Here is a 23,731-nt window from a genome sequence, read left to right on the forward strand (position 1 = left end):
GACGGACGTTCGTCGCCTCGCTGCTCGCGGCGGACGGGCGGTTCGTCGGCAGCGCCGGATGCGTCTCCGCCGAGAAGCGACGCCGTCGCGGCCGCTATCGGCCCGACCCGCGAACGCCGAGCGCGGCGACCAGTCGGGGGAATCCGGCGGCCGCGGCCAGAGCGACGAGCGTCGCTACCGCCGCGGTGACGACCGGCGAACCCAGCGAGAGGTCCACCGCCGCCCCGGCGTACGCTGCGGCGAGGACGACGGTGTTGTAGTAGACGAACCGGACGGCGACGAGCACCGGGGAGACGGGCGGCCACGGGCCGCCGAACCGGTCGTCTCGCATCGTTCCGGTGGCGAGCACGAGCGTCGCCCAGACGAACATCGCGGCGTACTTCAGCGGGACGTTCGGCTCGGCGTCCATCAGCGAGAGCAGGGCCGGCAGCGCGAGAAACGTCACCTCCCCGAGCGCGAAGAAGACGTCCTCCAGCCAGCGCTCGACTCCCTCCTTCTCGTCGCGCGCACGAACCTGCCGTTCCTGTGTCGCGTAGTCGGTGCTGGCTCTCGACACGGCGCGAGTTTCGGCGTCGTCCCACATAAAAATACGGCGCGCGGCGGCCGTCCCCCGCACCGACGACCGCGAAAGAGGGAGTAATCACCCGAACCACCCCCTTTTTGCCGTCACCACCCCAAAGGAATCTCCATGACCGACGACTGGGGCAACGAGAGGTCGACCGACGACTGGGGCGACGAGAAACCGCCGACGGACCGCGAGTCGCCCGTCGGCGAACCCGTCGTTCGTGGCGACGCGTCCGTCACCGGCGAGCGCGCCGAGGAGGCGAAGGCGTTCGACCCCGACGACCCCGAGAGCGTCGCGGCGGCCGCGGAGACGGTCCACGCGTTCGCGACTGACAGCGCGGGCGACGAGGACCAGGTCTTCATGCTCCGCGGTGCCGCGGCCTGTGCCGCGCTCGTCCGCGCGGAAACGTCGTACAAGGGGGCCGCCGAGCGCGCGGGCGGCGACGTCAGCGTCTCGTTCATCCGGAAGTGGGCACGGGTTCACGACCTGCCGCAGTCCATCCGTCGCCACGTCGCGCTGGGCCACATCGCGCCGACCGCGGCCAAGCACATCGCACGCGTGGGCGGCGACGCGCGCTTCCACCTCGCGTGGGCGACGCTCGACGGCGACCTGACCGTCCGGGAGGTGCGCTCCGTCGCCAGCGCGGTCAACGATGGCGTCCCGGTCGAGCGCGCGCTGGCGGACCACGGCGTGACGCCGGGTGAAGTGACGCTCTCGCTGCCGCCCGCGGCGTACCGGGAGCTACGGCGGGAGGCCGCGCTCGCCCACGACGACCCGGGCGAGGTCGTCGCTCGCGCGCTCAAGGAGTACCTCGACTAGCCCAGGAACGTGCGTGCGGCGTCGGCGAGCACCTCGCTCGCCGTCAGCACGTCCGGCCAGTCTATCGTCTCGTTCGGGAAGTGCGCCTGCTCGATAGTGCCCGGGCCGAACACCGCCGTGGGGATGCCGGCGGCGACGTAGTGACGCGAGTCCGCACCGTACGTCGCTCCGCGCGGGGCGGCGTCGAGGTCCCGCCCGGCCATGGCCGACTGGAGCGCGGCGACCACCGGTTCGTCGGGGGATATCTCGGCCGACTCGAACTGGATGGAGAAGCGCTCGAACGACGGGGGATGCTCGCGGAGCCACTCGTCCTCGTCGACGACCTCGGACAGTCGCCGCTCGTACGCGGCCTCGACCTCCGCGACCGACTCACCCGGCGCGACGCCGATGCGGACCTCCGCTTCGAGCGTCGCGGGGACGGACGACGACCACGTGCCCGCGCTGACGGTGCCGAACGTGACCGGCCACGGGACGGGAAACTCCTCGTAGAGGGGATGGTCGACCGACTCGCCGCGCTCTCCCTCCAGGGCCTCGAACGCCCGCCGGATGCGCTCGAACCGCGGCAGGACGCTCTCCCCGCGCCAGCGCGTCGCGGCGTGCGCGGAGCGACCCGTGAGTCGCAGGCGCTTCATCACGGTGCCCTCGGTGGCGACCACGGGGGTGAGGTCGGTCGGTTCGGCCACGAGGGCCGCGTCGCGCTCGAAGGGGTAGGGGTTCGAGAGCGCGGCCGCGGCCGCGCCGATGCCGCCCTCCTCCTCGCCGACGACGCTCTCGACGACGAGGCGTCCGTCGAGGTCCTCGCGGTCCGCGCGCTCGGCGAGGCGGCGCGCCGCGAAGACGCAGGCCGCCAGTCCACACTTCATGTCGGCCGCGCCGCGGGCGGTCAGCGTCGGGTCGCCGGACTCGTTCTCCCCCCAGGTCGGCTCGAAGGGGTCGGTGTCCCACGACTCGCGGGCGACCGGCACCACGTCCGCGTGCCCGTTCAGCACCAGCGTCGGGCCCGAATCGTCCGTCGAGCGTCGTTCGACGCTATCCCCGAACTCCAGAACCCCCGCGACGCTCGGGCGCTCGTCGAGGCCGGGGCCGCCCGCGCTCGCCTCGGTGTTCTCGACGGCGTCGGGGTCGTCCGGGAACGACGGATGCTCGGCGAGCGCCGCCGCGTCCGCGGTCCACTCGTAGGTCTCGAACCCCCACTCCTCGAGGCGGTCGACCAGCCACGCCTGGGCCGGGCCCTCCTTCCCGCCCGTCGTGTCGAACGCGAGCAGCCGCTCGGCGAACGCGCGCAGTTCGTCTTCGGTCTCGTCTGCCAACTCCATGGGAAGACCGTCGGGCGAGGAGGGCTAAAACCTCCGGTCAGCGGCGGGGAGCGCCGACGGGCGGTCGTCGGCCCCACCGGTGCATGTCACAGTGTCTCAATAGTTTTATGCTGCTGGCCTGTTTCGATTCGTAACGATGATGTCCCAGACACAGCGGGAGGAAATCGACGACCTGCCCCCGAGCGCGAAGCTCGTGTTCAAAGTTCTGGAGTACAAGGGATCGCTCACGCAGAAAGAGATAGTCGACGAGTCGATGCTGTCGGCGCGGACGGTGCGGTACGCCCTCGAACGTCTGGAGGACATCGGCGTCGTGGAGGAAGACATCTACTTCGCGGACGCCCGCCAGAATCTCTACGAGATAACGGTCCAGTCCGACGCCGACGCCGAGTGCTGCGCCGACGCCTGACCGCACCGTTCGGCGCTTTCAGGACGTGACGACCGTTATTTGGCGTTCCCTGTCGATGGCGCGCTCCAGTTCCTCGGCGATGGCGCTGCCGCGCGACACCTGAATGTCGCCGCCCCGGCCCACGGTCGCGGTGAAGAGGTACTCGCCGTCGGCCTGGACCTCGACCGTCTCGCCGGCGTGGCCGTCGATAGGGATGACCACGTGGCGCGACGTTATCTCCGGCGTCACGACCTCGCCGCGCGACTGGGCCGCGTTCGCGCCGGCTCCGCCCGCGCCCGAAGCGGACGAGGGTTTCTCGTCGTGGGTTCGCACGTCGATGTCGATGCCGAGACGGTTCTCGATGTCCTCGATGCGGCCGCCGCCCTTGCCGATGACGTAGGAGATGTCGTCCTCCTCGACGTACACCGTCGCGTTGTTCTGGCCCTGGAGGTCCACGTCCACGCGGCCGCGGGCGACCGACTGTATCTCGCGCTCTATCTCCTGGCGCGCGAGGGCGTCGACGCCGCCCTCGTCTCCCTCGCCCTCGTTCAGGGGGACGGTGACGACCTGGCGGTTGAACGTGTATATCTCGTACTCCGGCCGGCCCGTCTCGAAGTCCTCGATGAGGATGACCGGCCGCGCGAGGTCCTCCTCCATCAGCCCCTCCGGCACCTTCACCTGGGTCGTCACGTCGTACACCGTCTCGACCTCGCCGGCCTCGATGTAGACGACGGTGTCGACGATCTGGGGAATCATCCCGAGTTCGACCCGGCCGACGAGGCGCTGGAGGGCGTCGATGGCCCGCGTGGCGTGGACGACGCCGACCATGCCGACGCCCGCGAGGCGCATGTCCGCGAACACCTCGAAGTCGTCGGTCTTCCGGACCTCGTCGTAGATGGTGTAGTCGGGGCGCACCATCAGCAGCGAGTCGGCGGTCTTCTCCATCTCGCCCCCGAGTTCGGTGTACTGCGTGACCTCCGGGCCGACCTGGAGGTCGCGGGGCTTCTCCATCGTCTTCACCGCGAAGTCGCTGCCGGCGAGGAACTCCGCGACCGCCTGCGCGAACGTCGACTTCCCAGCGCCGGGCGACCCGGCGATGAGGACGCCGCGCTGGCGCTCCATCAGGCGCTCTTTGAGTTCGTCGGCGAACTCGTAGTCCTCCATGTCGGTCTTGACGATGGGCCGCACCGCCGTTATCTCCCAGGCGTCGGCGAACGGCGGTTCCGCGATGGCGATGCGGTAGTCGCGGAACTGGACGATGGTCATCCCCTGCTCGTCGAGTTCCACGAACCCCTCGCTGCTCTGCTTGGCGACCTGGAGTATCTCCTCGCCGTACTCCTTCATCTGTTCCTCGGAGAGCTCCTCGTCGCCGATCTCCTGGTAGTGCATGTCGCCGATCTCGCCGCGCTTGGCCATCGGGCGGCTCTCGGCGCGGAGGTGGACGCTCATCGTCGTCTCGTCGAAGTAGTCCTCGATGCTCAGCCGACCGACGTCGCGGGTCTTCGGCGCGACGTACTCCACCTCCAGGCCCTTCGCGGCCGCGACCTCGCTCTGGACGAGGTCGCTGGTGAGGAAGACGGCGTCGTGGTCGGCGGCGAGTTCGCGAATGAGCGCGTCTATCTCGCCGCGGTGGGCGTACCCCTTCTCCTCCGGACCGGGGCGTTCGCCGACGTACTCCAGTTCTATCTCGCCGCCGTCCGCGAGGTCGGCGAGCCGCTGGAGCTCGGAGAGGCCGTCCCAGCCGCTCTCCATCCCCTCGTTGGCCTGCGATTCGAGTTCGCTGACGACCGCCTCCGGGACGAGCACGGTCGCTCCGGCGAAGTCGCCGGCGTCGACTTTCTGCGAGATGCGTCCGTCGACGACGGCGCTCGTGTCCGGTACTACGTTCATGGGTGTCCCTTCGGACGGTGTCCTGATAAGGGTTTCAGCGGCGGGCGGCGTGCGACCGCGTGACGCCGGGGAGCCCCCCGAGAGACGGAGCGGGGAGGTGGCGGCTAGCTTTTTGCACTTCCGGTTCCTAACGAAGGTTCATGCGCCACGACACCTCGTCCTCACCGTAGACGCCGACATCCGGAAGCGGATAGAGGCCGACTGCGACGACGAGACCGTCGACGAGTGGCTCCGCGACGCCGTCGAACGCAAACTCGACGCCGACGAGGACGACGAGTACGAGGGAAGCTACGAGTTCGTCGACGACTGCGCCATCTGACGCCCGGCGGCCGGACCCGACCCGGTTACTCGTCGGCGGACTCGTCAGCCTCGGAGTCGTCCTCTTCAGAGAGCATCTCCTCCGTCATCTGGCGCGCCTCCGCCAGAATCCGCTGGGCGTCCTCGTCCATCGGTCGCCCTCCCTGCGCCCCGGCCGTCCGGCCGTACCCGCCGGCGCGCTGGAGTTCGTCCTCGAAGAGCGCGTCGTCCCCGGCGTGGTCGTGGTCCGTCGGTCGGGTGTCCTCGAACACCTGCGGGAACTCCGTCTCCGCGACCCGGTCAGTGATGGTCGGCGCGAGTTCGTCGGGCCCCTGTTCCTCCCAGCCCGGGGCGTGCTCGTCGAGCCACGCCGCGTGTTCGTCGTCGCCGAGCATGGCGGTGAACGCGAGGTGGTTGGCGAGATGCTCCCCGTCGGACTGGGGCGTCTCGCAGACCGGACAGGCGTATCCCATGCTCGCAGGTAGCGGCCGCGGACTGAAAACCCTTCAGTTTAGCTCGACCACCATCACCAGCGCGTCCTCGCCGTCGTCGTAGTAGCGCGGCACCGTCCGGAGGTACTGGAAGCCGAACTCGCGGTACAGGTCGATGGCCGACTCGTTGCTCGCCCGGACTTCGAGCTTGACGCTGTGTGCGCCCCGGGACTCGATGCCCGCCAGCGCGCGTTCGAGCAGCTTCGACCCGATGCCCTCGCCTCGCCGGGACGGGTGGACCGCGATGTCCTTGACGTGTCCGAGTCCCCGTCCGTGGTTCGGCACCACGTCGGCGACGACGTACCCGACCACCTTCGCGTCGTCCTCCGCGACGAGGAACGTCGGCTCGTCGAGGTAGCGTTCGAACGCCGAGAACGGCCACGGCTGGTCGAACGACGCCTTCTCGATGCGGAAGACGGCGAGCAGGTCCGGCTCCTCCGCGGAGCGGATGGAGATGGTGTCCGCCGCGCTGGCGGTTGTCGTCACGCGTATGTCTTCGACGTGGGGGAATAAATGATTCATGCCCCACCGCCACCGCGTCGCGGCCAGCGTCCCGCCTCGCTCGCGGCTGCAGTGGTCGACCATCCGCGAGGATGCCGCCTTCGCGCCCGCACGGCGATGTCTTCCCGGTCCCGTCCGACCGACGCGAGAACTATCGCGGGCCGCGAGCGTACGGCGAGCGAGGCTGCCGCTGTAGGCCGTCGGCGAAAGAAGAATCGGCGTTCGGGGCGCACAGCGGGGGACGCCAGTCGGCGCGTGCCGCTGTCCGTGACCGTCGCGTCAGTCGTCGGCGGGCGTCGCGCCGCTGCCGCCGGACTGGGCCTGCTTCTTCGTGTGCGCCAGCTTGCCACCGTCCGCGAGGATTTCGCGCTCACGCTCGGAGGCGTCGAGGTAGGCCGTCGCTTCCCAGTCGTCGTTCACGCGAACCGTGAACTCCTCCTGGCCGGAGCGGACGGCCTCGGCCACGTCGTCGACGATTTCGACGTCGTCGCCCTGTTCTATCTTCTCGTAGGTCTCCTCGTCGATGGTGAGCGGGATGAGACCGAAGTTGAACAGGTTCGCCTTGTGGATGCGGGCGAAGCTCTGGGCCAGCACGCCCTCGACGCCGAGGTACATGGGGCACAGCGCGGCGTGCTCGCGGGAGCTACCCTGTCCGTAGTTCTCGCCGGCGACGAGGAAGCCGCCGTCGGCGTCCAGCGCGCGCTCGGCGAACGAGTCGTCGACGCGCGAGAGGGTGAACTCGGAGAGCTTCGGGACGTTCGACCGGTACATCAGGATGTCCTGGGTCGCGGGGATGATGTGGTCGGTCGTGATGTTGTCGCCCATCTTCAGGAGGGCCGGCCCCTCGAGGTCGGCCTCCATCGTGTCCTTCAGCGGCACGTCGCCGATGTTCGGGCCCTTGACGAGTTCGTCGTCGACGGCCTCGTCGGGCGAGATGAGGTCGGGGTCTTCGCCGCCGGTGTCGTACCGGTCGCCGAGTTCGAAGCCGGGGTCCTCGAGGTCGCCGAGTTCGTCGGCGAGGTCGCGCGGGTCGACGATTTCGCCCTTGAGGGCCGCCGCCGTGGCGACTTCGGGTGAACAGAGGTAGACCGAGTCGTCCTCGATACCGGAGCGTCCCTCGAAGTTGCGGTTGAACGTCCGGACGCTCACGGAGTCGGAGGCGGGCACGTGACCGATGCCGATACACGCGCCACAGGTCGCCTCGGAGAAGTTGACGCCGGCCGCCATCAGTTCGGCGACGTGGCCCTCGCGGGCGAGCATCTCGGAGGCCTGCTTGCTACCGGGCGCGACGATCATGTCCGTCTTGCGGTCGATGGTACGACCTTCGAGCATCTTCGCGGCGGGGAGGATGTCCTCGTACGCGCCGTTGGTACAGGAGCCGATGATGACCTGGTCGACCGACTGGCCGGCGACCTCGCGGACGGGCACCACGTTGTCGGGCATCGACGGCTTGGCGATGAGCGGTTCGAGGTCCGAGAGGTCGACGACGATCTCGTCGTCGTACTCGGCGTCCTCGTCCGGGGTCAGTTCGACGTACTCGTCGCCGCGACCGAGCGCGTCGAGGTACTCCTCGGTCTTCTCGTCGGTCGGGAAGATGGAGGTGGTCGCGCCGAGTTCCGTCCCCATGTTCGTGATGGTGGTGCGCTCCGGGACGGAGAGGCTCTCGATGCCCGGACCGGTGTACTCCAGCACTTTGCCGACGCCGCCCTTCACGGAGAGCCGCCGGAGCAGCTCGAGGATGACGTCCTTGGCGGTCGCCCACTCGGGGAGTTCGCCTTCGAGCCGGACGTTGACGACCTCGGGCATGTCGATGTAGTAGGAGCCGCCGCCCATCGCGACCGCGATGTCGATACCGCCCGCGCCGATGGCGAGTTCGCCCAGGCCACCGGGGGTCGGCGTGTGGGAGTCGCTGCCGAGCAGCGTCTTCCCGGGTGCGGCGAAGTTCTCCTTGTGGACGTTGTGACAGATGCCGTTGCCCGGTCGGGAGAAGTGAGCACCGAAGGTGCCGGCCGCCGAACGGAGGAAGCGGTGGTCGTCGGTGTTCTTGAAGTCGAACTGGTACGTCTGGTGGTCGCAGTACTGCGCCGCCAGCTCGGTCTGGACTTCGTCGAGGTCCATGGCCTCGAACTGGAGCCAGACCATCGTTCCCGTGGTGTCCTGCGTGAGCACTTGGTCGATCTCGATCCCGATCTCCTCGCCGGTCTCGAGTTCCCCTTCGACGAGGTGGTCGTCGAGAATCTTTTCCGTCAGTGTCTGTCCCATAACGCGCGAATATCGACCCTCCTCGCGTATAAATCCCGCGTGTTCGTGTTACTTCGGAAACGGGTAAACTCCCGCGCCGGCTGGCAATACTCGCGGAAACGCCGGCCTGGAACGCCGCCATCGGGAGCGCCACCGTGGGTCGCCGGGAGGGGCCGACGCGGAAATCCGGCAAGGTTATACAAGGGGCGGGGGTGGGTTGGGTCATGTTCCGTAGTGGAACCTTCGTCGCCGAACGCATAGCGGAGACTGCCGACGAGCAGGTTCAGCCGAACGGCGTCGACCTGACGCTGGCGGCGGTGTACGAGCAACGCGACTCGGGTCGCATCGGGCGCGACGACAAGGAGGTGGGCGACCGCCAGGAGATCGAACCCGAGCAGGTCGGCGAGAACGTCCCCGAGACGTACTACCTGCGCCGGGGGACCTACATCGTCCAGTACGACGAGACCATCAGCGTCCCGGACGGTCACGTGGGCTTCCTCTACCCGCGCTCGTCGCTGATGCGCAACTCCTGTATGCTCCACACCGCCGTCTGGGACGCGGGCTACGAGGGCAAGGGCGAGGGGCTGCTCGAGGTCCACCACGACGTCGAAATCGAGCGCGGCGCGCGTATCGGCCAGCTCGTTCTCGCGGAGGCGGACCACGAGGGGACGTACGACGGCGACTACCAGGGCGAGAACGTCGAGTAACGCCGCCGCGACTTCTCCCAGCGTTCGGGTGTCTCTCCTAGCGTCGGGAGCTCCGCGGTCGACGGACGAGCGCCGTCGGACGGTAGCGTCGGGAATCCGCCAGTACTGGAAAAATCCAACACCATTAGAAATTTCAAGTAACGGCGAAAATTGTTTTCCTTCTTCTATAAGTTGGGACGACTACAATGGTGGACGTGAACGACCATGACAGACGGCGATTTCTGAAGGCGACGGGCGTGGCCGCCGCCGGGTTCGCGCTCCCGTTCAGCGGTACGGCGGCCGCCGGGTCCGGCGACGCGATAGACGACGCGTTCGACCTCTCGACGAGTGGACTGAAGGAGGCGCTGGTGGTGTTCACCTCGAACGCCCAGGTCGACCGCTTGCGCCACCTCGACCTGGAGGACGGCTTCCACGGGTTCGAGGTGCTCCCCATCGGTTACACAAGGCTGACGAGCGACCAGATTCGGACCGTGGCGGACTGGCCGGAGGTGCGCTACGTCCAGAAGAACGTCGAACTGGAGTACCACAACGACGACGCCCGCGAGACGACGGGCGCCGACGCGGTCCACGGAGACCTCGGCTACACCGGGTCCGGTGCCCACTCGGTCGTCATCGACTCGGGCGTCGACGGCGACCATCCCGACCTCGGCGACGACCTCGTTCACAACTGGCGGTACGTCAACCCCCTCTCCAGCAGCGACGGTACGACGTGGGAAGACGTCGGAGGCGTGGACTCCGACGACAACGGCCACGGCACGCACTGTTCCGGTTCCATCACCGGGTCGGGGAAGAAGAGCGACGGCGAGTACGAGGGGTTGGCTCCGGACGCCGACCTCACCGTCTACTCGGCGGGGCTGACCCTGCTCATCGTCAAGCCCGTCGCCGCGTACGACCACCTGCTCTCGCGAGTACGGGCCGGCGAAACGGACGTACAGGTCGTCTCGAACTCGTGGGGCGGCAACAACGGCACCGACTTCGACCCCGACGACGCGGTCAACGTCGCCACGTGGCACGCGTTCCGGGAGGGCATCCTCCCCGTGTTCTCGGCCGGCAACAGTGGACCAGGCACGAACACGCTGAACCAGTACGCCACCGCCCCGCACGTCCTCGGAGTGGCCGCCACGGACGACCGGAAGACGGTGACCGACTTCTCTTCGCGCGGGCGCTCGCCGGACTACGACGGCCCGACGAACTACGACCGGAAGAAGGCGCTCGACAACCTCCGCGAGTACCACGCCGCGGACAAGACCGAGACGGAGGTCGACGCCGGGTCCTACTCGGGGACCGTGGACGTCACGGGCAGCGAGTACCACCGCTGGGACGCCCCGAAGAACGCCGGGTACGTCGAAGCGACGCTGTCGTGGACCCCCAGCGCCGAGGACCTCGACTTCTACCTCCACGAGGGGAGCAAGGACGGTAACGTCGTCGCCTCCAGCGCCTCGTTGAACGAACCGGAAGCGCTCGCGGGACAGATAGCGGGCGGCGAGACGTACTACTTCGAAGTCCGCCCGTTCGTCGACGTCGTCGCCGACTACGCCGTCGACTTCACGGCCTACGAGGGCATCAACCGCGACGTGACGCCGATGGGGCTCTACCGCAACGGCGTCGGCGCACCGGGGAAGCTCGTGATGAGCACGCTCGAACCCGACGACCCCCTGCAGGCCTACTACGAGGACACCGAGACGTGGTACGGCCGCATCAGCGGGACGAGCATGTCCTGCCCCGTGACGGCCGGTGCCGCCACGCTGCTCGTCGACGCCTACTACCAGAATCACGGTGAGTATCCCGACCCGATAGACGTGCTGAACACCGTCGAGACGGAGGCCGAAGACGTCCACGACAGCTACACCGTCGAGAGCATGGGTGCCGGCTTCGTCGACGCCTACGACGCCGTCCGGCGGGCCGAGTCGGGCGACTGGGGCACCTTCGGCACCGTGAAACTGGTCGACGACTGACCACGGTGACGGCCAGGCGAACGTCTCACGGACGCAACCAGCGCGAACGACGCACCTAACGCCACGAGCATGACGAACGACCGCACCACGCCGACGGACGACGAAGCGCACAGTGCTCGCGGCGCCCAGCAGTGGGGCCGCGTTTGCGGGGCCGGTAGGCACGTATCGCGACGACGTGAGCGACGCGGTCGGGGAACCGCTCGACGAACGACCGAACTCACCACGACCATGACTTTCGACAGACGCAGCTTTCTCAAAGCGACGGGAACAGTACTCGGAACCACCGCACTCCCTGCCGGTGCAGCATCGGCCTCGGAGTGGCGCTACGACCTCGTCGGCGAGGCGCTCGACCCGGGGACACAAGAGGTCGACGTCCAGGGCGACTACGCGTACACCGCCCAGTCGGCGAGCATCGCCACGGTCGACCTCAGCGACCCGTCGACGCCACTGCTCGCGGGGACCGCTACCGGCGAGGGCACCGACAACGTGGACGCGAAGGTCGACGGCGACGTCGCCGGCCTCGCCAACGACGGCGACCCCGGTGGCGTCACGTTCTTCGACGTGAGCGACCCGACGACGCCGACGAGGGTCTCGTTCTACGAGGCCGCCAGCGGCGTCCACAATCTCTTCATCGACGGCGACTACGCGTACCTCTGCATCAACGACGACTTCGCACACTCGCGGATGGTCGTCGTGGACGTCTCCGACCCGGCGAATCCCGTCAGTCTGGAGGGCGACGAGCGCGGCTCCGGCGGCGCGTGGATGCTCCGGGACGCCCACGAGGACATGGCGGAGGCGGGCGTCAACCCCATCCACGACATCTGGGTCCAGAACGACCTCGCGTACATGTGCTTCTGGGACGCGGGCGTCGTGGTCGCCGACGTCTCGGACCCGACCGACCCGACGGCGGTCGCCCACTTCGGCGCGGCCGACGACGCCGGTGAAAAGCCGGCGGACACCGCCGAACGGTACCGGCGCTACCTCGGCGGACACGAGACCAACGCACACTACGTCCAGCCGACGCCCTCGGGTGACTACACCTTCGTCGGTGCCGAGACGTTCCCCGGTCCGTTCGAGGACACGGTCGTCCCGGGCGACCACGGTGGTATCCGCGTCTTCGACACGAGCGACGTCTCGGCGTCGTCGACGCCGTCGAACCCCTACGAGGACCACGTCGCCTACGTCCCGGCGCCCGAACAGCCCGACGGTGCGCTGTCGACGAGCCACAACTTCGACGTGACCGACTCGAAGCTGTTCGCCAGCTTCTACCAGGGCGGTGTGCGGGCGTACGACATCGACGACCCGACGGACCCCCAGGAACTCGCGGCGTTTGCGCCCGACGGCACCGCCTACTGGGGGGCACGGGTCCTGCCGACGGACGGGCCGAGACACTACACCGTCGGCAGTGACATCGGGAAAGGGTTGACCGTGCTGGAACTCGAACACGAGACGCCCGGAACGCAGAACTGGGAGACCGACGAGGAACTCGGTCCGTACGACGTGCTGGAGCCGACGATGCAGAAGCCGCTGTAACCGAACCGACCGCCGGGGACGTCCACGCCGACGACACTCCCTGGAACGTCGGCACCGGATTCGTCGACGCCGGCGACGCCGTGACGCGTGTGGAGACCGGTACCCTCGCGACGGTCGGCGACGAGTCTCGTCGACCGCTGCGCTCCAGAGCGATACAGCTATAATTCCGTCTCTCATACGAGCGTCCGATTGCCGTGAGCGAACCCGAAGCCGACGAAATAGTAGAGCAGTGTAGCAGCTGTGGCAGTCAGGTGCTCGGCGTCTACATCGAGGACGGACGCTGTCCCGACTGCCGCGAGTGAGTTCGGGAACATTTTTCGCCGCGTGGTCCGGCGACCGCTCCGTCGCCGAGCGGAGCGTGGAAGCGTCGCCCGCCCGCTCTACGTCACGGAGCAGCGAGGTCCCGCCGGTCGTCTTCGGCACCGGTCGTCTGCCGAACGAGTTCGCTTCTGCGGGCGTTGGAATCACCCGGAGTTGGATGCGACGAGTCGGGCGGTGGTTCGGGGTCGCTACGTGCTCTGGGCGACGACCGTGTTCGCGTCGCTCGTGCCGCTCACGTCGAACCACGTGCTGGAACCGTCCGGCCGCGCCTGGACCGGCCCGAACGTGTACCGGTTGCTCTGGGCGGCCTCGGCCGGGGCTTCGGCGAAGTAGGTGACCGAGAGGTCGTCGCTCGCGCCGGGCGAGAAGTAGACGTACTTCACGCCGCGGTCGGGGTCGTGTTCGACCCGCGCCACGTCGCCGTAGTCGGTCTCGACGCCCCACTCCTCCGGCACGACGTCGCGGACCTGGACGGCCTCGTTGGCCGTGACGTCGAGGTCTATCTGGTCGGTCTGGCCGCCGGTGAACACCGAGCCGTCGTCGGTTCGCGTGCCGGAGACGACGAAGTCCCGCGTCACGTCGAACGAGAGGTCGACGTGGGCCTGCACGTCGTCGCCGTTGACGGCTCCGGGGACGTTGACGAGTTTCGCGACGACGAAGAAGTACTTCGACTCGTCGGTCGTCACCGACACCGACGGGGATCCCTGGAGGCCGGCGTCCCGGGCGACGACGTTCGGTTCGCCGTGCTGGGCGGGGTTCTCGGCGTCGTAGACGAACAGGTCGACGTGCGGGTCGCCCTTGGTCGCGCCGGCGTTCCCGCCGGAGTAGTGCGAGAAGTCGACGCTCACGTCGAACGCGCCCCGGCCGCAGCGGACGAATCCGGCGACGGCACGTTCGTCGTCGGGGACGTTCAGGCCGAAGACGTCCGAGAAGGTGCCCTCGGTTATCTCGCGCGTGACGGCGTCGACGGCCGGGCCGGGGTTGAGCCGTCCGTACCCCTCCCACGGGTCGCGCCCGCCGAAGTCGTACTCGGGAGCCTTGACGCGGTGGTACGGCGCGGCCGTGAACGCCGTCTCGGTGGCGGTGGCCAGCAGCACCTGCTTCAGCGCCATCACGTCGTCGAACGTCGTGTCGTCGGGAGCGGGCAGCGAGAGCGGGTCCGGAGCGTCCTCCTCCATCGCCTGCGCCACGAGTCCGGTCGCGCCCGTCGTGAACGGCGTCGCCATCGAGGTGCCGGCCTTGCCGGTGTAGTCCCGGATGGGGTCCTGGTCGCTCTCGGGCGCGTCGGCGAGTCCCGTCTTCGCCGCGTCGACGAGGTCGGTGACGTACCCGCCCGGCGCGGTCACGTCTGGTTTCATGTAGGCGTCGTCCGGTTCGGGCGACGTGAAGTCGGCGTCCTCGTCGACCCCGGCGACGCCGCCGCTGGAGTACGCCGAGATGCCGTCGAGCGGGCCGGTGGCGACCACGGAGACGCACTCGTCGGCGACGGCGGGCGACCCGTTACCGTTGACAGGCGTCGCCGCGTTGCCCGCCGCGGCGAGCGTCAGCACCCCGGCCTCGGCGATGTCCTTGATGGCGTTCGGGATGGTGTCGAGCGTCCCGGCCGCCGCGCCGAGCGGCAGGCCGCCGGCGTACCCCCACGACATGTTGACCGCGCGGAGGTTGAACACGTCCGAGAACTGGTCGGCCTGGTCCGCGAGGTCCTCGGTCGGCGCGGAGAGTCCCTGGAAGCAGACGAGGCTCTGGTCCGGCGCGACGCCGGTGTGTAGCGCCTGGTCGCCGCCGGCGGTCCGGTCGCCGACCGTCGCGTCGGGGTCGACGAACGCGCCGACGCTCACCGTCTCGACGTAGGCCGCCGTCGCCGTCTCGCCCTCGGCGGTCTGGACATAGACGGTGTACGTGCCGGACCGGTCGGCGGGCGCTTCGACGACGTTGTTGTCGAGCGTGCTCGCGTCGCTGGTCGTCGCGGAGGTGTCGCGGGTCTCCCCGTCCGGCCCCTCGATGCGCAGGTCGATGAGGTCGCCGTACGCCGACCCGTAGACGCCCTCGCCCTGCTCGGCCTCGACCTCGTAGGCGAGCGCGTTCCCGGTCACGGCCGAGAGGGCGGTCCGCGGTTCGTCCTCCCGAACACGGTCAGGGTCGATGGCGGTCGCGCGACCGCTGTCGCCCATGATGGACGAGCAGTGTGTGCCGTGGCCGTTCGGGTCGCGCGGTCGCTCGTGGTAACCGTAGCGCGACCCCGGGTCGTACCAGCCGACCGCCTTCGGCGTGTCGGGCGTCGTCTCCCCGCCGACGAAGTCGAACACGACGCTCGGGTCGTACGTCTCCACCGTTCCGGAAATCTCGTAGTACGTCCCCGAGATCTCGTACGTCGTGGTCGTGTTGACGTACACTTCGACGACGAACCGGTAGGTCGTGCCGGCCTCGACGGGCGCGGACATCGTCTCGGGCATGCTCGCCGTGGCCGCGCGAGTGACCGTCTGCCAGCCGTCGGTGACCTTCTCGTCGAGGCGGAACTCCAGGTCGTTGGTGGCGTCGACGTTCGGCGACCACGACAGTTCCGCGTCGAGTTCCGCCACGCCGCTCGGGGCGGTGAACTCGTGGTACGTCTCCTCGCCGGTGGCGAAGGTGCCGGGACCGACCGTGCCGGAGAACGACTCGGCGTCGCCGGTCTTCTCGCGCTCGACGTCGTTCTGGTCCGGCTTCGTCAGCTTCACCTCGCCGTCCTCGACGAACGCCTGGACGCCGTTCCACGGACCGACGCCGGGGTGGCGCGCGTCGAGACCGCTGTCGGTCAGACCGACGGTCCGGTCCTGTCGCCCACGATAGCCCCGCTTCCAGACGTTGCTCGCCTCTCGGGCGCGCCAGTTCAGGAACTCGTCGCTCGCTCCCGCGTCGCTCGCTGCGCTGACGCCGTGCGCACCCACGCCGAGTGCGCCGGCGCCGGCGAGCGCGCTACTGGCCGCGAGAAACGAGCGGCGGGTCAGCGGGTGGTTCTCTTCGTCGTCCGGGAAGTTCGTTCCCATGTACCACGGCAAGTTAATGGAAAGTAAATGAATTGTGGCAGAACCGTCAAAACGCACAATCCCGATAGCCAGTTGATGTTACGGCGAACAGCCCTAAGTGTTCGCGAGTCGTCGTGTTAGCTAACGACGAACGAGAGGATGGACCGACCCTGCCACCGTCCCGGCGTGGTACTGCTCGCCGTACTTCTGTGTCTCCCCGGTTTCGCGACGGCGTTGTCCGCGGGGAGCGCGCCGGACGCCACCGTCACCTCGAACGCGACGACCGAGGACGCTCGCTCGACGCCGGGCGCGACGACCGTTCGGGACACGGCGAACGTCCAGAACGCGACGACCCTCCAGAACGCGACGAGCGTCACCACAGCGAGCACCGCGACGGTGACGACCGTCGACGCGACGACCGGGAGCAGCGTCGACGCGACCGACGCGACGGAATCCGCCACCGAAACCGTCGGCGAGGTTGCCACCGACGCGACGACGGACTCCGTCGACGCGACGACCGCAGTCGGTTCGGTCACCGACGCGACGGCCGACGCCGCAGACGCGACCGGGACGGGCGGCACGGCCGCCGCCGGTGCCGCGCCGGGCGCGACCGGCGACGGCTCTCCGAGGGTCGAAACCACCGGTGCGGCGGACGGGGCCGACCGCGGGTCGGCGGGAGCGCGAGCGACGACCGGGCGAGTGGACGCGGCGAGGAGCGAAGACGCCGCGGTGGCGGCGGGCGCGACCGACTCCGCTGGGGACGCTCGCGACCCCGAACCGAGGGGGCCCGTCGGACTGGCGCGGACGGCAGGACTCGTCGGCGCGGCGGTCGCCGCGGGCGTCGCCGTGCACGTCCCCGAGACGGCATCGCTGGTCGCCAACGCCGAAACCGCGAGCGTCGGCCGGACGGAACCGAGCGGGCGGTTCTGGCGACTGTTCGCGCCGTTCCGGTACGGTCGTAGCGACGAGTCCGACCCGCTGGACCACGAGGTGCGGGCGGAACTGTACGAGCGCGTCGAGCGCACGCCCGGCGTCTACCTCTCGCAACTCGACGACGGGACGGACGTCTCGCTGTCGACGATTCGACACCACCCCGGACGCTGGAGGACGAGGGACTGGTGTCGAGCGCGAAACTCCGGGGCAAGCGGCGGTTCTTCCCCGACGACGAGGACGTCGAACTCACCGCGGCGCTGGCCGACCCGGCGACCGCCGCGGTGCTCGACGCCGTCGCGCGCCGGGAGGCCGCCTCGGTGGGGGAACTCGCCGACGACCTCGACCGCGACCCGAGCACCGTCTCCCACCACCTGTCGCGTCTGGCGGACGACGGACTGGTCGAGCGCGAGCGCGACGGTCGGACCGTCGTGAACCGACTGACGGCGACGGCCGAGGCGGCGTTCGCGGGGCCGGTCGCGCCCGCCGACGACTGATTGCCGACGACGTCGAAGTACCGCGAGCGCGGCGACGTTCACGGACGGCGACGTACTGGCGTTAGCGCCGGCGGAGAGCGGGCGTTCTCCATCGGCGTCGCCCTCCGGCGTCCCGACGCTCCTCGGCGTCCTCTCGTACGCGGTGCGAGGCGCTGACGCGGTGGTGAGCAGGTACCGCAATCACTTCTTCGGCAGGTCGCTGTTCGCCGGGCCGTCGAGGACGCCCCCGTCGACGTCGAACCGCGAGCCGTGACACGGGCAGTCCCAGGTTCGCTCGGCGTCGTTCCACTCCACGAGACAGTCCAGGTGGGTGCAGACCGCCGAGACGCGGTGGCGGTCGCCGTCCTCGTCGCGGTACTCGGCGACCACGTCGCCGCCGTCGCGGACGACGTGGGCGTCCCCGGGCGCGAGCGACGCCTCGCTCCGTCGGAGCTTCGTCGCCCAGTCGCCGGCGAACCGCTTGCCGGCGTTCGCGTTCTCCTTGAGGAGTTCTCCCGCGCTCTCCAGCGGCGGTAGCCGCCCCGGGTCGAACGCGTCCGCCCACTCGCTGCCCGTCCCCGCTATCTCGTCGGCGAGGAGTTTCCCCGCAGCGGTCCCGTTCGTCATCCCCCAGCCCCCGAACCCGGTCGCCACGTAGACGTGCGACCGCCACGGCGCGATGGGACCGACGAACGGAACGCTGTCGGCCGAGACGTAGTCCTGGGTCGACCAGCGGTACGCGACCGACTCCACGTCGAAGTGGTCGCGGGCCTCCCGCTCCAGTCGGCGGTAGCGCTCGGCCGTGCTACCGCCCTGTCCCGTCTTGTGGTTCTGGCCGCCGACCAGGACGAACTCCTCGTCGCCGGTCTCGTGCGGTCGCACCGAGAAGTACGAGTCGCCCGTCCGGTAGAACATGCCCTCCGGCTGCGGGCCGTTCGTCCGGACCGCGAGCACGTACGACCGCTTCGGGTACGCCCGGGCGAAGTAGCCCGCCGGGTCGGAGATGGGGAAGTGGGTGGCGACGACCACGTCGTCGGCGGTCACCGACCCCCGGTTCGTCTCCACCCGGCACGGCTCGCCCGCCTCGATATCGGTCGCGCGCGTCTCCTCGAAGACGTAACTCCCCTCGCCCGGAATTTCCTCTGCGAGCGCGAGCAGGTACTTCCGCGGGTGGAACTGCCCCTGGTCGTCGAACCGGACCGCGCAGTCGGCGTCTGCCGGGTCCGGCACGTCCTCGACGAACGACGCCGGCAGGCCGAGACGCCGCGCGGCGTCGACCTCGCGGCGTACCTTCTTCCGAGCGTCGTCGCCGTCGACGTACGTGTAGGCCGGCAGCCGGCGGAACTCGCAGTCGAGGTCGTCGGCCCGCGACGCGACCTCCTCGACGGCGGCCTCGTTGGCCTGCGCGTACTGGCGGGCGCGGTCGGGGCCGAACTCGGAGCGGACGTCGTCGTATATGAGTCCGTGCTGGGCGGTCACCTTGGCCGTCGTCCGCGCGGTGACGCCCGAGACGATACGGTCGGCCTCGACGACCGCCACGGTCTCGCCGGCGTCTTGGAGTTCGGTCGCCGCCGACAGTCCGGCGATTCCGCCGCCGACGACCGCCACGTCGACCTGGACGTCGCCGTCCAGCGGGTCGAAGTCGGTCGTCTCCGTCGTCTCCAGCCAGAGCGATGCGTCCCTGCCGGGTAAGTCGGGCTCCCCCATGGGACGTTCGGAGGGGCGTGAGAGCGAAAAAGGCGGTGGCTACTGCATGTAGCCGAGGTCGGCCAGCCGTTCCTCGACCTCCTCCTCTTCCTCCACCGCGGCGTCGTCCATCTCGTCGTGCTCGGGGTACGACGTCGCGCCGGCGTCCTCGACCACGGGGATGACCTCGCCGTCCATCCGTTCGCTGTAGGGGATTCCGAGCGCGGACATGACCGTCGGGGCCACGTCGAACAGGTGCGGATGGGGCCGCTCCTCGATGCCGTCGGGGTCGACGCCCTCGCCTTTCGCCGCGAAGACGCCGTCGAGCTTGTGGTTCCAGGGCTCGTTCGGCGGTGCGAAGTAGTCGCCGAGCAGTTGTGCGGACAGGAACTGCCCCATGTCGTTCGGGATGGTAACCACGTCGGGGGCGTTCTCGACGTTCTTGCCGTGGAAGTACTTCTCGCGCGGGGCGACCTCCTCGAACACGGGGTCGCCGTCGGGCGTCTGGACGCCGCTCAGGCGTTCGATGAGCGCCTCGCGCACGTCGTCGTACTTCTCGGGCGGGACGACGCCCTCCGGTTCGCGGCCCTCGAGGTTGATGCGGACGCCGAGTTCGGTCCGGGCGCGCATGTAGGCGGTCGAGTTCTCGAAGTCGACCTGCTCGTTGCCGGTCCGGGCGACGTTCTTCGGCGCGTACTGGCGCGCGACGTCGGCCAGCCCCACCTTCTCCAGCGCCGTCCGGATGCGGTGGGCGGTGAAGCCGAACTTCGCCGCAGTCGCCGCCATGCGTTCGACCGTGTTCGGTTCCCAGGTCGTCGTCTCCTTGCCCTCGCGCAGTTCCTCCTGGATGGGGTTCCACGACGGCATCCCCTTGCCGCCCCGGGTGGCCTTCACGAACCCCTCGTCGCGCAGGAACTCGTTGACGCGGAACTCGTACTCGTCGTACGGCCCCATGCCGTGGTCGCTGGCTATCATGACGGTGTCGGGGTCGCACTCGTCGAGTATCTTCCCGATCTGGCGGTCGGTCTCCTGGTAGACCGTCGTCACCTTGTTCCAGTCGCCCTCGAACTCGTGGAAGACGGTGTCCGGTTTCTGGAACTGGACGAAGCCGAACTCGGGGTCGTTCTCGTCGGCCAGGTACCGGAACGCCTCGCCGCGCATCCTGACGAGGTCGGTGTACTCCTCCATCTTCTGGGCGTCGGTGTAGTCCGAGTCCTCGCGGGAGTAGGTCGGATAGACGCGATACTCACCGATGGCGTCCCGGACGTCGTCGAGCAGCCCCTCGGGGTGACAGCGCGGGTCCTCCGGGCCGATGAACCCGGGGAGCACCGCGCCGTCGATCTCCTCCGGCGGGTGGGTGACGGGCACGTTGACGACGACGCTCGTCACGCCGTGGTCGTCGAGCAGCGACCAGATGGAGTGCTCCTCGACGTCGTTGCCCGTGACGACGTGGAAGTCGTACCCGTCGTAGGTGACGAACCCACAGACGCCGTGCTTGCCGGGGTTGACGCCGGTGTACAGCGACGGCCACGCGCTCGGCGTCCACGGCGGCATCTGGGACTCCAGCGGCGCGGCGACGCCGTCGTCACAGATAGAACGGATGTTCGGGATATCGTCGTCACAGAGCCGGTCGAAGACGGGGAGACACCCCGCGTCGATGCCGACGAGCAGGACGTCGAGGTTCGTTTCGGCCATCACGCACACCCCCTGAAACGGACAGTTCCGGTTTCTCGTTCGTCGAGGCGAGCGGAGTAGAAGACTCCCCCCGCAACGTTCACCGCACTCATTACCAGCCCGTTCACACCCAGGTCATTTTATTATGCCACGCCTAAATCAGTCCTCTCCGTCCGGCGCGACGGCCGGGGTCGGCTCGTCGATGACGGCCTCCTTCCAGGTTCCCCGGGTGAACCACAGCGCAGCGGCGGTCGCGCCGAGGACGTTTCCGAACGCCATCCCGACCCAGATGCCGGTCGGTCCCATGTCGCGTGCGAACGCGAGGTAGTACACCGTCGGCACGCGGCCGATCCACAGCGCGACCATCGAGAACGCCATGGCCGTCTTGGTGTTGCCCGCACCGCGGTACGCGCCGAGCAACACCTGCAACAGCGCCATGAACGTGAACTCCACCGAGCGGATGCGGAGGTACTCGCTGCCGTACCCTATGGTCGCCTCGGCCTTCTCGGTGCCGGTCGCCATGAACACGCCGACGATGGGTTCGGGGAACAGCGCGGCGACGACGGCGACCACGAACATCACGGCCATCCCGACCTTGGCGGCGAGCCAGACCGCCCGCTCGGCGCGGTCGGACTTCTCCGCGCCGAGGTTCTGGCCGACCATGGTGTTCGTCGCCCGACCCAGCCCCATCGCGGGGAGGAAGACGAGCGACGCGAGGCGGTTGCCGAGGCCGTACGCGCTCACGACGGGCGGCGCGAACTGGACGACCATCGCCGTCAGCGTTATCATCGCCAGCGCGCTCGTCGACTGTTCGAGCGCGCTCGGCGTTCCGAGACGAACGATGTCGCGGATGTAGCCCAGGTCGGGGAGGAGATACCCCGGGCGCACGTCCGGCCCGGCGTCCGTCCAGAACAGGACGTAGAACCCGAGTACGGTCGCTACCGCGCGGGCAACGATGGTCGCCAGCGCTGCGCCCTCGATGCCCATGCCGTCTATCGGCCCCCATCCGAAGATGAGCAGGGGGTCGAGCACGACATTGATGGCGACGCTGACGACCATGATGCGCATCGGCGTCCGGGTGTTGCCGTAGCCGCGCATGAGCGAGTTGAAGACGAAGAAGCCGAACAGGAACGGGAGTCCGAGGAAGAACACCTCCATGTAGTGGCGGGCGAGCGGGACGACGTCCTGGCTCGTCGCCGCCTGACTCGGGATGGCCGAAAGCATCGGCTCCGTGAGGACGTACCCGGCCGCGGCGAGGACGACGGCCATCATCGTCACGAACGACACGACCTGGCCGGACACCTCCCCGGCGGACCCCTCGCTGTCCGCACCGGTGTACTGGGCGACGAGGATGCTTCCGGCCGACGTGAACCCGCCCGCGATGGAGATGAGAAGGAAGATGAGCGGGAAGGCGAGGCTCATCGCGCCGACCGCGTCCGCGGAGAGCCGGCCCAGCCAGAACGTGTCGGCGACGTTGTACGTCACCTGGAGGAGCTGGATGACGACGATGGGCCACGCGAGTTCGAACATCGGCCGAACGAGGCCGCCCTCGGTGATCGACCCACCCGCCTCTGTGCTGCTCATCGTTCCTTCGAAACGAAATAGTGACGTTTCAATATTTCGACTGCCGCGCCCCCCGTGGCCGTCTCCGGCTCCAGCGGCGCGGGGAAGTTAAGAGGTACCTAAACGCAACGGACGGTCGATACGCGTCAGTCCGAGGCGACCGCGGTCTCGCCGTCGACGGTCGTCTCGTCGGACCGCACCGGGGAGACGGCGAGCCAGAGGAGCCCGCCCGCACACGCCGTCGCGACGCCCGCCCAGGGGAGGATTCCGACGGGACCGGTCCGGGCGGCCGCCCAGCCACCGACCAGCTTGGCGGTCCCGCCGGCGAGCGAGAGCATCATCGACGCCCCCGAGAGCACCGTCGCCCGTCCCACGTCGTCCAGCCGGTCGTTGAGGTACTGGTTGCGTATCGGGCGGGTGAGGACGCGGAGACCGCGGTTGAGAAAGAGGACGGGCACCACGGCCAGCGGCGCGAGCGCGACGCCGGCGTACGCGAGCCCGTAGACGGGGACGAGCAGCGCGAACACCCGGCGGACGCCCAGATGGTCCTCGAACCAGCCCGCCGCCGAGGCCGCGCTCGCGGAGACGACCTTGAAACCGGCGTACAGCAGGCCGAGTCCGGCGACGGGCAGTCCGACGGCCTCCAGGGCGGGCTGTTCGAGCGTCCGCGTGACCGAGAAGAGCGCCTGGAACAGCGCGGCGTACGCGACGAGCCAGCGAACCGCCGGGCGACTCGCCTGCAACCGGAGCATCTCGACCGCCTCCCGGACGGTGAACGCCTCGTCCGCGTCGCTCGCCACGGCGGGGAAGGTGTAGAGGATAGGGAGGCCGAGCGCGGCCAGGACTGCGTTCGCGAGGAACGGTAGCGCGGGGTCGACACCGTAGAGGACGCCGCCCGCGACGGCGGTGACCGCCGACGTCGCGAGCAGCGCCGTGCTCCCGCGGCCCTCGACCTGCGCGTACTCCGACTCGTCGAAGCGCGCCGCGAGCAGTTCGTACAGCCACGCGTCGCTGGTTCCGGAGCGGAACGCCCATCCCGTCGCCCAGAGGACGTGCAGCCCGAGGTACGCGAGCGGCGACTCCACGAACGGGTACGCCCCCAGCGTGACGGCGCGACAGGCGCTGCCAAGGGCGAGACTCGCCCGCCGACCGAGCCAGTCGCCGAGGTAGCCGGTCGGTATCTCGGCGGCGACCATCGCGAACGAGAACACCGCGTACGCCAGTCCGACGAAGTCGAGGCCGAACCCCTCGTCCTGGAGGTAGAGGATAGCGACCGGCACGTAGAACCCGGCCGAGTTCGTGACCCGGAAGGCGTAGTACCGCCAGACGAGCCGTCGCGACGTCGCCATCGACTACTCGTCGCGTCGCTCGAAAAG

Annotated in this window: 19 protein-coding genes; 7 read left to right on the top strand and 12 right to left on the bottom strand. The window is 69.1% G+C overall.

Going from position 1 to position 23,731, the window contains the following annotated elements:
- Nucleotides 1-94 precede the first annotated feature (94 nt).
- On the bottom strand, nucleotides 95-556 hold the full coding sequence (locus tag ACTF4R_RS11315) for a DUF8215 family protein (protein WP_440007922.1): 462 nt from the start codon (nucleotides 554-556) through the stop codon (nucleotides 95-97).
- A gap of 132 nt (nucleotides 557-688) precedes the next feature.
- Here ACTF4R_RS11315 and ACTF4R_RS11320 point away from each other — a divergent pair, with 132 nt between their 5' ends.
- The gene (locus tag ACTF4R_RS11320; protein ID WP_440007923.1) at nucleotides 689-1,384 is read left to right on the top strand and encodes a DUF7119 family protein; all 696 of its coding nucleotides are present in this window, start codon (nucleotides 689-691) and stop codon (nucleotides 1,382-1,384) included.
- Here ACTF4R_RS11320 and ACTF4R_RS11325 read toward each other — a convergent pair.
- A complete protein-coding gene (locus tag ACTF4R_RS11325; protein ID WP_440007924.1) occupies nucleotides 1,381-2,700 on the bottom strand; it encodes a M20/M25/M40 family metallo-hydrolase in 1,320 nt (439 codons plus the stop codon). The genes ACTF4R_RS11320 and ACTF4R_RS11325 overlap by 4 nt on opposite strands.
- Nucleotides 2,701-2,839: 139 nt before the next feature.
- Between ACTF4R_RS11325 and ACTF4R_RS11330 the strand changes: the two genes are divergently transcribed.
- The gene (locus ACTF4R_RS11330; RefSeq protein ID WP_113277173.1) at nucleotides 2,840-3,106 is read left to right on the top strand and encodes a MarR family transcriptional regulator; all 267 of its coding nucleotides are present in this window, start codon (nucleotides 2,840-2,842) and stop codon (nucleotides 3,104-3,106) included.
- Between the two features lie 18 nt (nucleotides 3,107-3,124).
- On the opposite strand, the gene ACTF4R_RS11335 is transcribed toward ACTF4R_RS11330, so the two are convergent.
- A complete protein-coding gene (locus ACTF4R_RS11335) occupies nucleotides 3,125-4,975 on the bottom strand; it encodes a PINc/VapC family ATPase (RefSeq protein ID WP_440007925.1) in 1,851 nt (616 codons plus the stop codon).
- Between ACTF4R_RS11335 and ACTF4R_RS11340 the strand changes: the two genes are divergently transcribed.
- Nucleotides 4,956-5,294 (top strand): hypothetical protein, encoded by a 339-nt coding sequence (locus ACTF4R_RS11340; RefSeq protein ID WP_440007926.1) that lies wholly within the window; start codon nucleotides 4,956-4,958, stop codon nucleotides 5,292-5,294. The genes ACTF4R_RS11335 and ACTF4R_RS11340 overlap by 20 nt on opposite strands.
- A 25-nt stretch (nucleotides 5,295-5,319) precedes the next feature.
- Here ACTF4R_RS11340 and ACTF4R_RS11345 read toward each other — a convergent pair whose 3' ends face one another.
- The 3 genes from ACTF4R_RS11345 to ACTF4R_RS11355 all read right to left on the bottom strand — a co-directional run bounded on the left by ACTF4R_RS11345 (nucleotide 5,320) and on the right by ACTF4R_RS11355 (nucleotide 8,526).
- Nucleotides 5,320-5,745 carry a DUF5810 domain-containing protein gene (locus tag ACTF4R_RS11345; protein WP_440007927.1) on the bottom strand — a complete coding sequence of 142 codons (426 nt, stop codon included), beginning with the start codon at nucleotides 5,743-5,745 and terminating at the stop codon, nucleotides 5,320-5,322.
- 33 nt (nucleotides 5,746-5,778) lie between these two features.
- Nucleotides 5,779-6,285 carry a ribosomal protein S18-alanine N-acetyltransferase gene (gene rimI, locus ACTF4R_RS11350; protein WP_440007998.1) on the bottom strand — a complete coding sequence of 169 codons (507 nt, stop codon included), beginning with the start codon at nucleotides 6,283-6,285 and terminating at the stop codon, nucleotides 5,779-5,781.
- A gap of 258 nt (nucleotides 6,286-6,543) precedes the next feature.
- Nucleotides 6,544-8,526: an aconitate hydratase gene (locus ACTF4R_RS11355; RefSeq protein ID WP_440007928.1), complete on the bottom strand. Its 1,983-nt coding sequence runs from the start codon at nucleotides 8,524-8,526 to the stop codon at nucleotides 6,544-6,546.
- A 203-nt stretch (nucleotides 8,527-8,729) separates the two neighbouring features.
- Between ACTF4R_RS11355 and ACTF4R_RS11360 the strand changes: the two genes are divergently transcribed.
- From ACTF4R_RS11360 to ACTF4R_RS11370, 3 genes are all read left to right on the top strand, one after another.
- Nucleotides 8,730-9,212, top strand: a complete 483-nt coding sequence (locus ACTF4R_RS11360; protein ID WP_440007929.1) for a deoxyuridine 5'-triphosphate nucleotidohydrolase — start codon at nucleotides 8,730-8,732, stop codon at nucleotides 9,210-9,212.
- Between the two features lie 185 nt (nucleotides 9,213-9,397).
- Nucleotides 9,398-11,167 (top strand): S8 family peptidase, encoded by a 1,770-nt coding sequence (locus ACTF4R_RS11365; RefSeq protein ID WP_440007930.1) that lies wholly within the window; start codon nucleotides 9,398-9,400, stop codon nucleotides 11,165-11,167.
- A gap of 228 nt (nucleotides 11,168-11,395) precedes the next feature.
- On the top strand, nucleotides 11,396-12,700 hold the full coding sequence (locus ACTF4R_RS11370; protein ID WP_440007931.1) for an LVIVD repeat-containing protein: 1,305 nt from the start codon (nucleotides 11,396-11,398) through the stop codon (nucleotides 12,698-12,700).
- A 509-nt stretch (nucleotides 12,701-13,209) separates the two neighbouring features.
- On the opposite strand, the gene ACTF4R_RS11375 is transcribed toward ACTF4R_RS11370, so the two are convergent.
- Nucleotides 13,210-16,047: a S8 family serine peptidase gene (locus ACTF4R_RS11375; protein ID WP_440007932.1), complete on the bottom strand. Its 2,838-nt coding sequence runs from the start codon at nucleotides 16,045-16,047 to the stop codon at nucleotides 13,210-13,212.
- A gap of 116 nt (nucleotides 16,048-16,163) precedes the next feature.
- Nucleotides 16,164-17,051 carry a hypothetical protein gene (locus ACTF4R_RS11380; protein WP_440007933.1) on the bottom strand — a complete coding sequence of 296 codons (888 nt, stop codon included), beginning with the start codon at nucleotides 17,049-17,051 and terminating at the stop codon, nucleotides 16,164-16,166.
- Nucleotides 17,052-17,144: 93 nt separating this feature from the next.
- Between ACTF4R_RS11380 and ACTF4R_RS11385 the strand changes: the two genes are divergently transcribed.
- Nucleotides 17,145-17,453 (top strand): metalloregulator ArsR/SmtB family transcription factor, encoded by a 309-nt coding sequence (locus ACTF4R_RS11385; RefSeq protein ID WP_440007934.1) that lies wholly within the window; start codon nucleotides 17,145-17,147, stop codon nucleotides 17,451-17,453.
- Between the two features lie 180 nt (nucleotides 17,454-17,633).
- Here the strand turns inward: ACTF4R_RS11385 and ACTF4R_RS11390 are convergent, their stop codons facing one another.
- The 4 genes from ACTF4R_RS11390 to ACTF4R_RS11405 all read right to left on the bottom strand — a co-directional run bounded on the left by ACTF4R_RS11390 (nucleotide 17,634) and on the right by ACTF4R_RS11405 (nucleotide 23,704).
- Nucleotides 17,634-19,139, bottom strand: coding sequence for an FAD-dependent oxidoreductase (locus ACTF4R_RS11390; RefSeq protein WP_440007935.1), 1,506 nt, complete (start codon nucleotides 19,137-19,139; stop codon nucleotides 17,634-17,636).
- A 39-nt stretch (nucleotides 19,140-19,178) separates the two neighbouring features.
- Nucleotides 19,179-20,813 carry an alkaline phosphatase family protein gene (locus tag ACTF4R_RS11395; protein WP_440007936.1) on the bottom strand — a complete coding sequence of 545 codons (1,635 nt, stop codon included), beginning with the start codon at nucleotides 20,811-20,813 and terminating at the stop codon, nucleotides 19,179-19,181.
- A gap of 138 nt (nucleotides 20,814-20,951) precedes the next feature.
- The gene (locus ACTF4R_RS11400) at nucleotides 20,952-22,376 is read right to left on the bottom strand and encodes an MATE family efflux transporter (RefSeq protein WP_440007937.1); all 1,425 of its coding nucleotides are present in this window, start codon (nucleotides 22,374-22,376) and stop codon (nucleotides 20,952-20,954) included.
- A gap of 125 nt (nucleotides 22,377-22,501) precedes the next feature.
- Nucleotides 22,502-23,704: an MFS transporter gene (locus ACTF4R_RS11405; protein ID WP_440007938.1), complete on the bottom strand. Its 1,203-nt coding sequence runs from the start codon at nucleotides 23,702-23,704 to the stop codon at nucleotides 22,502-22,504.
- Nucleotides 23,705-23,731: the final 27 nt, after the last annotated feature.

The sequence above is a fragment of the Halomicrococcus pelagicus genome (assembly GCF_051917725.1).
Lineage (GTDB): Archaea > Halobacteriota > Halobacteria > Halobacteriales > Haladaptataceae > Halomicrococcus.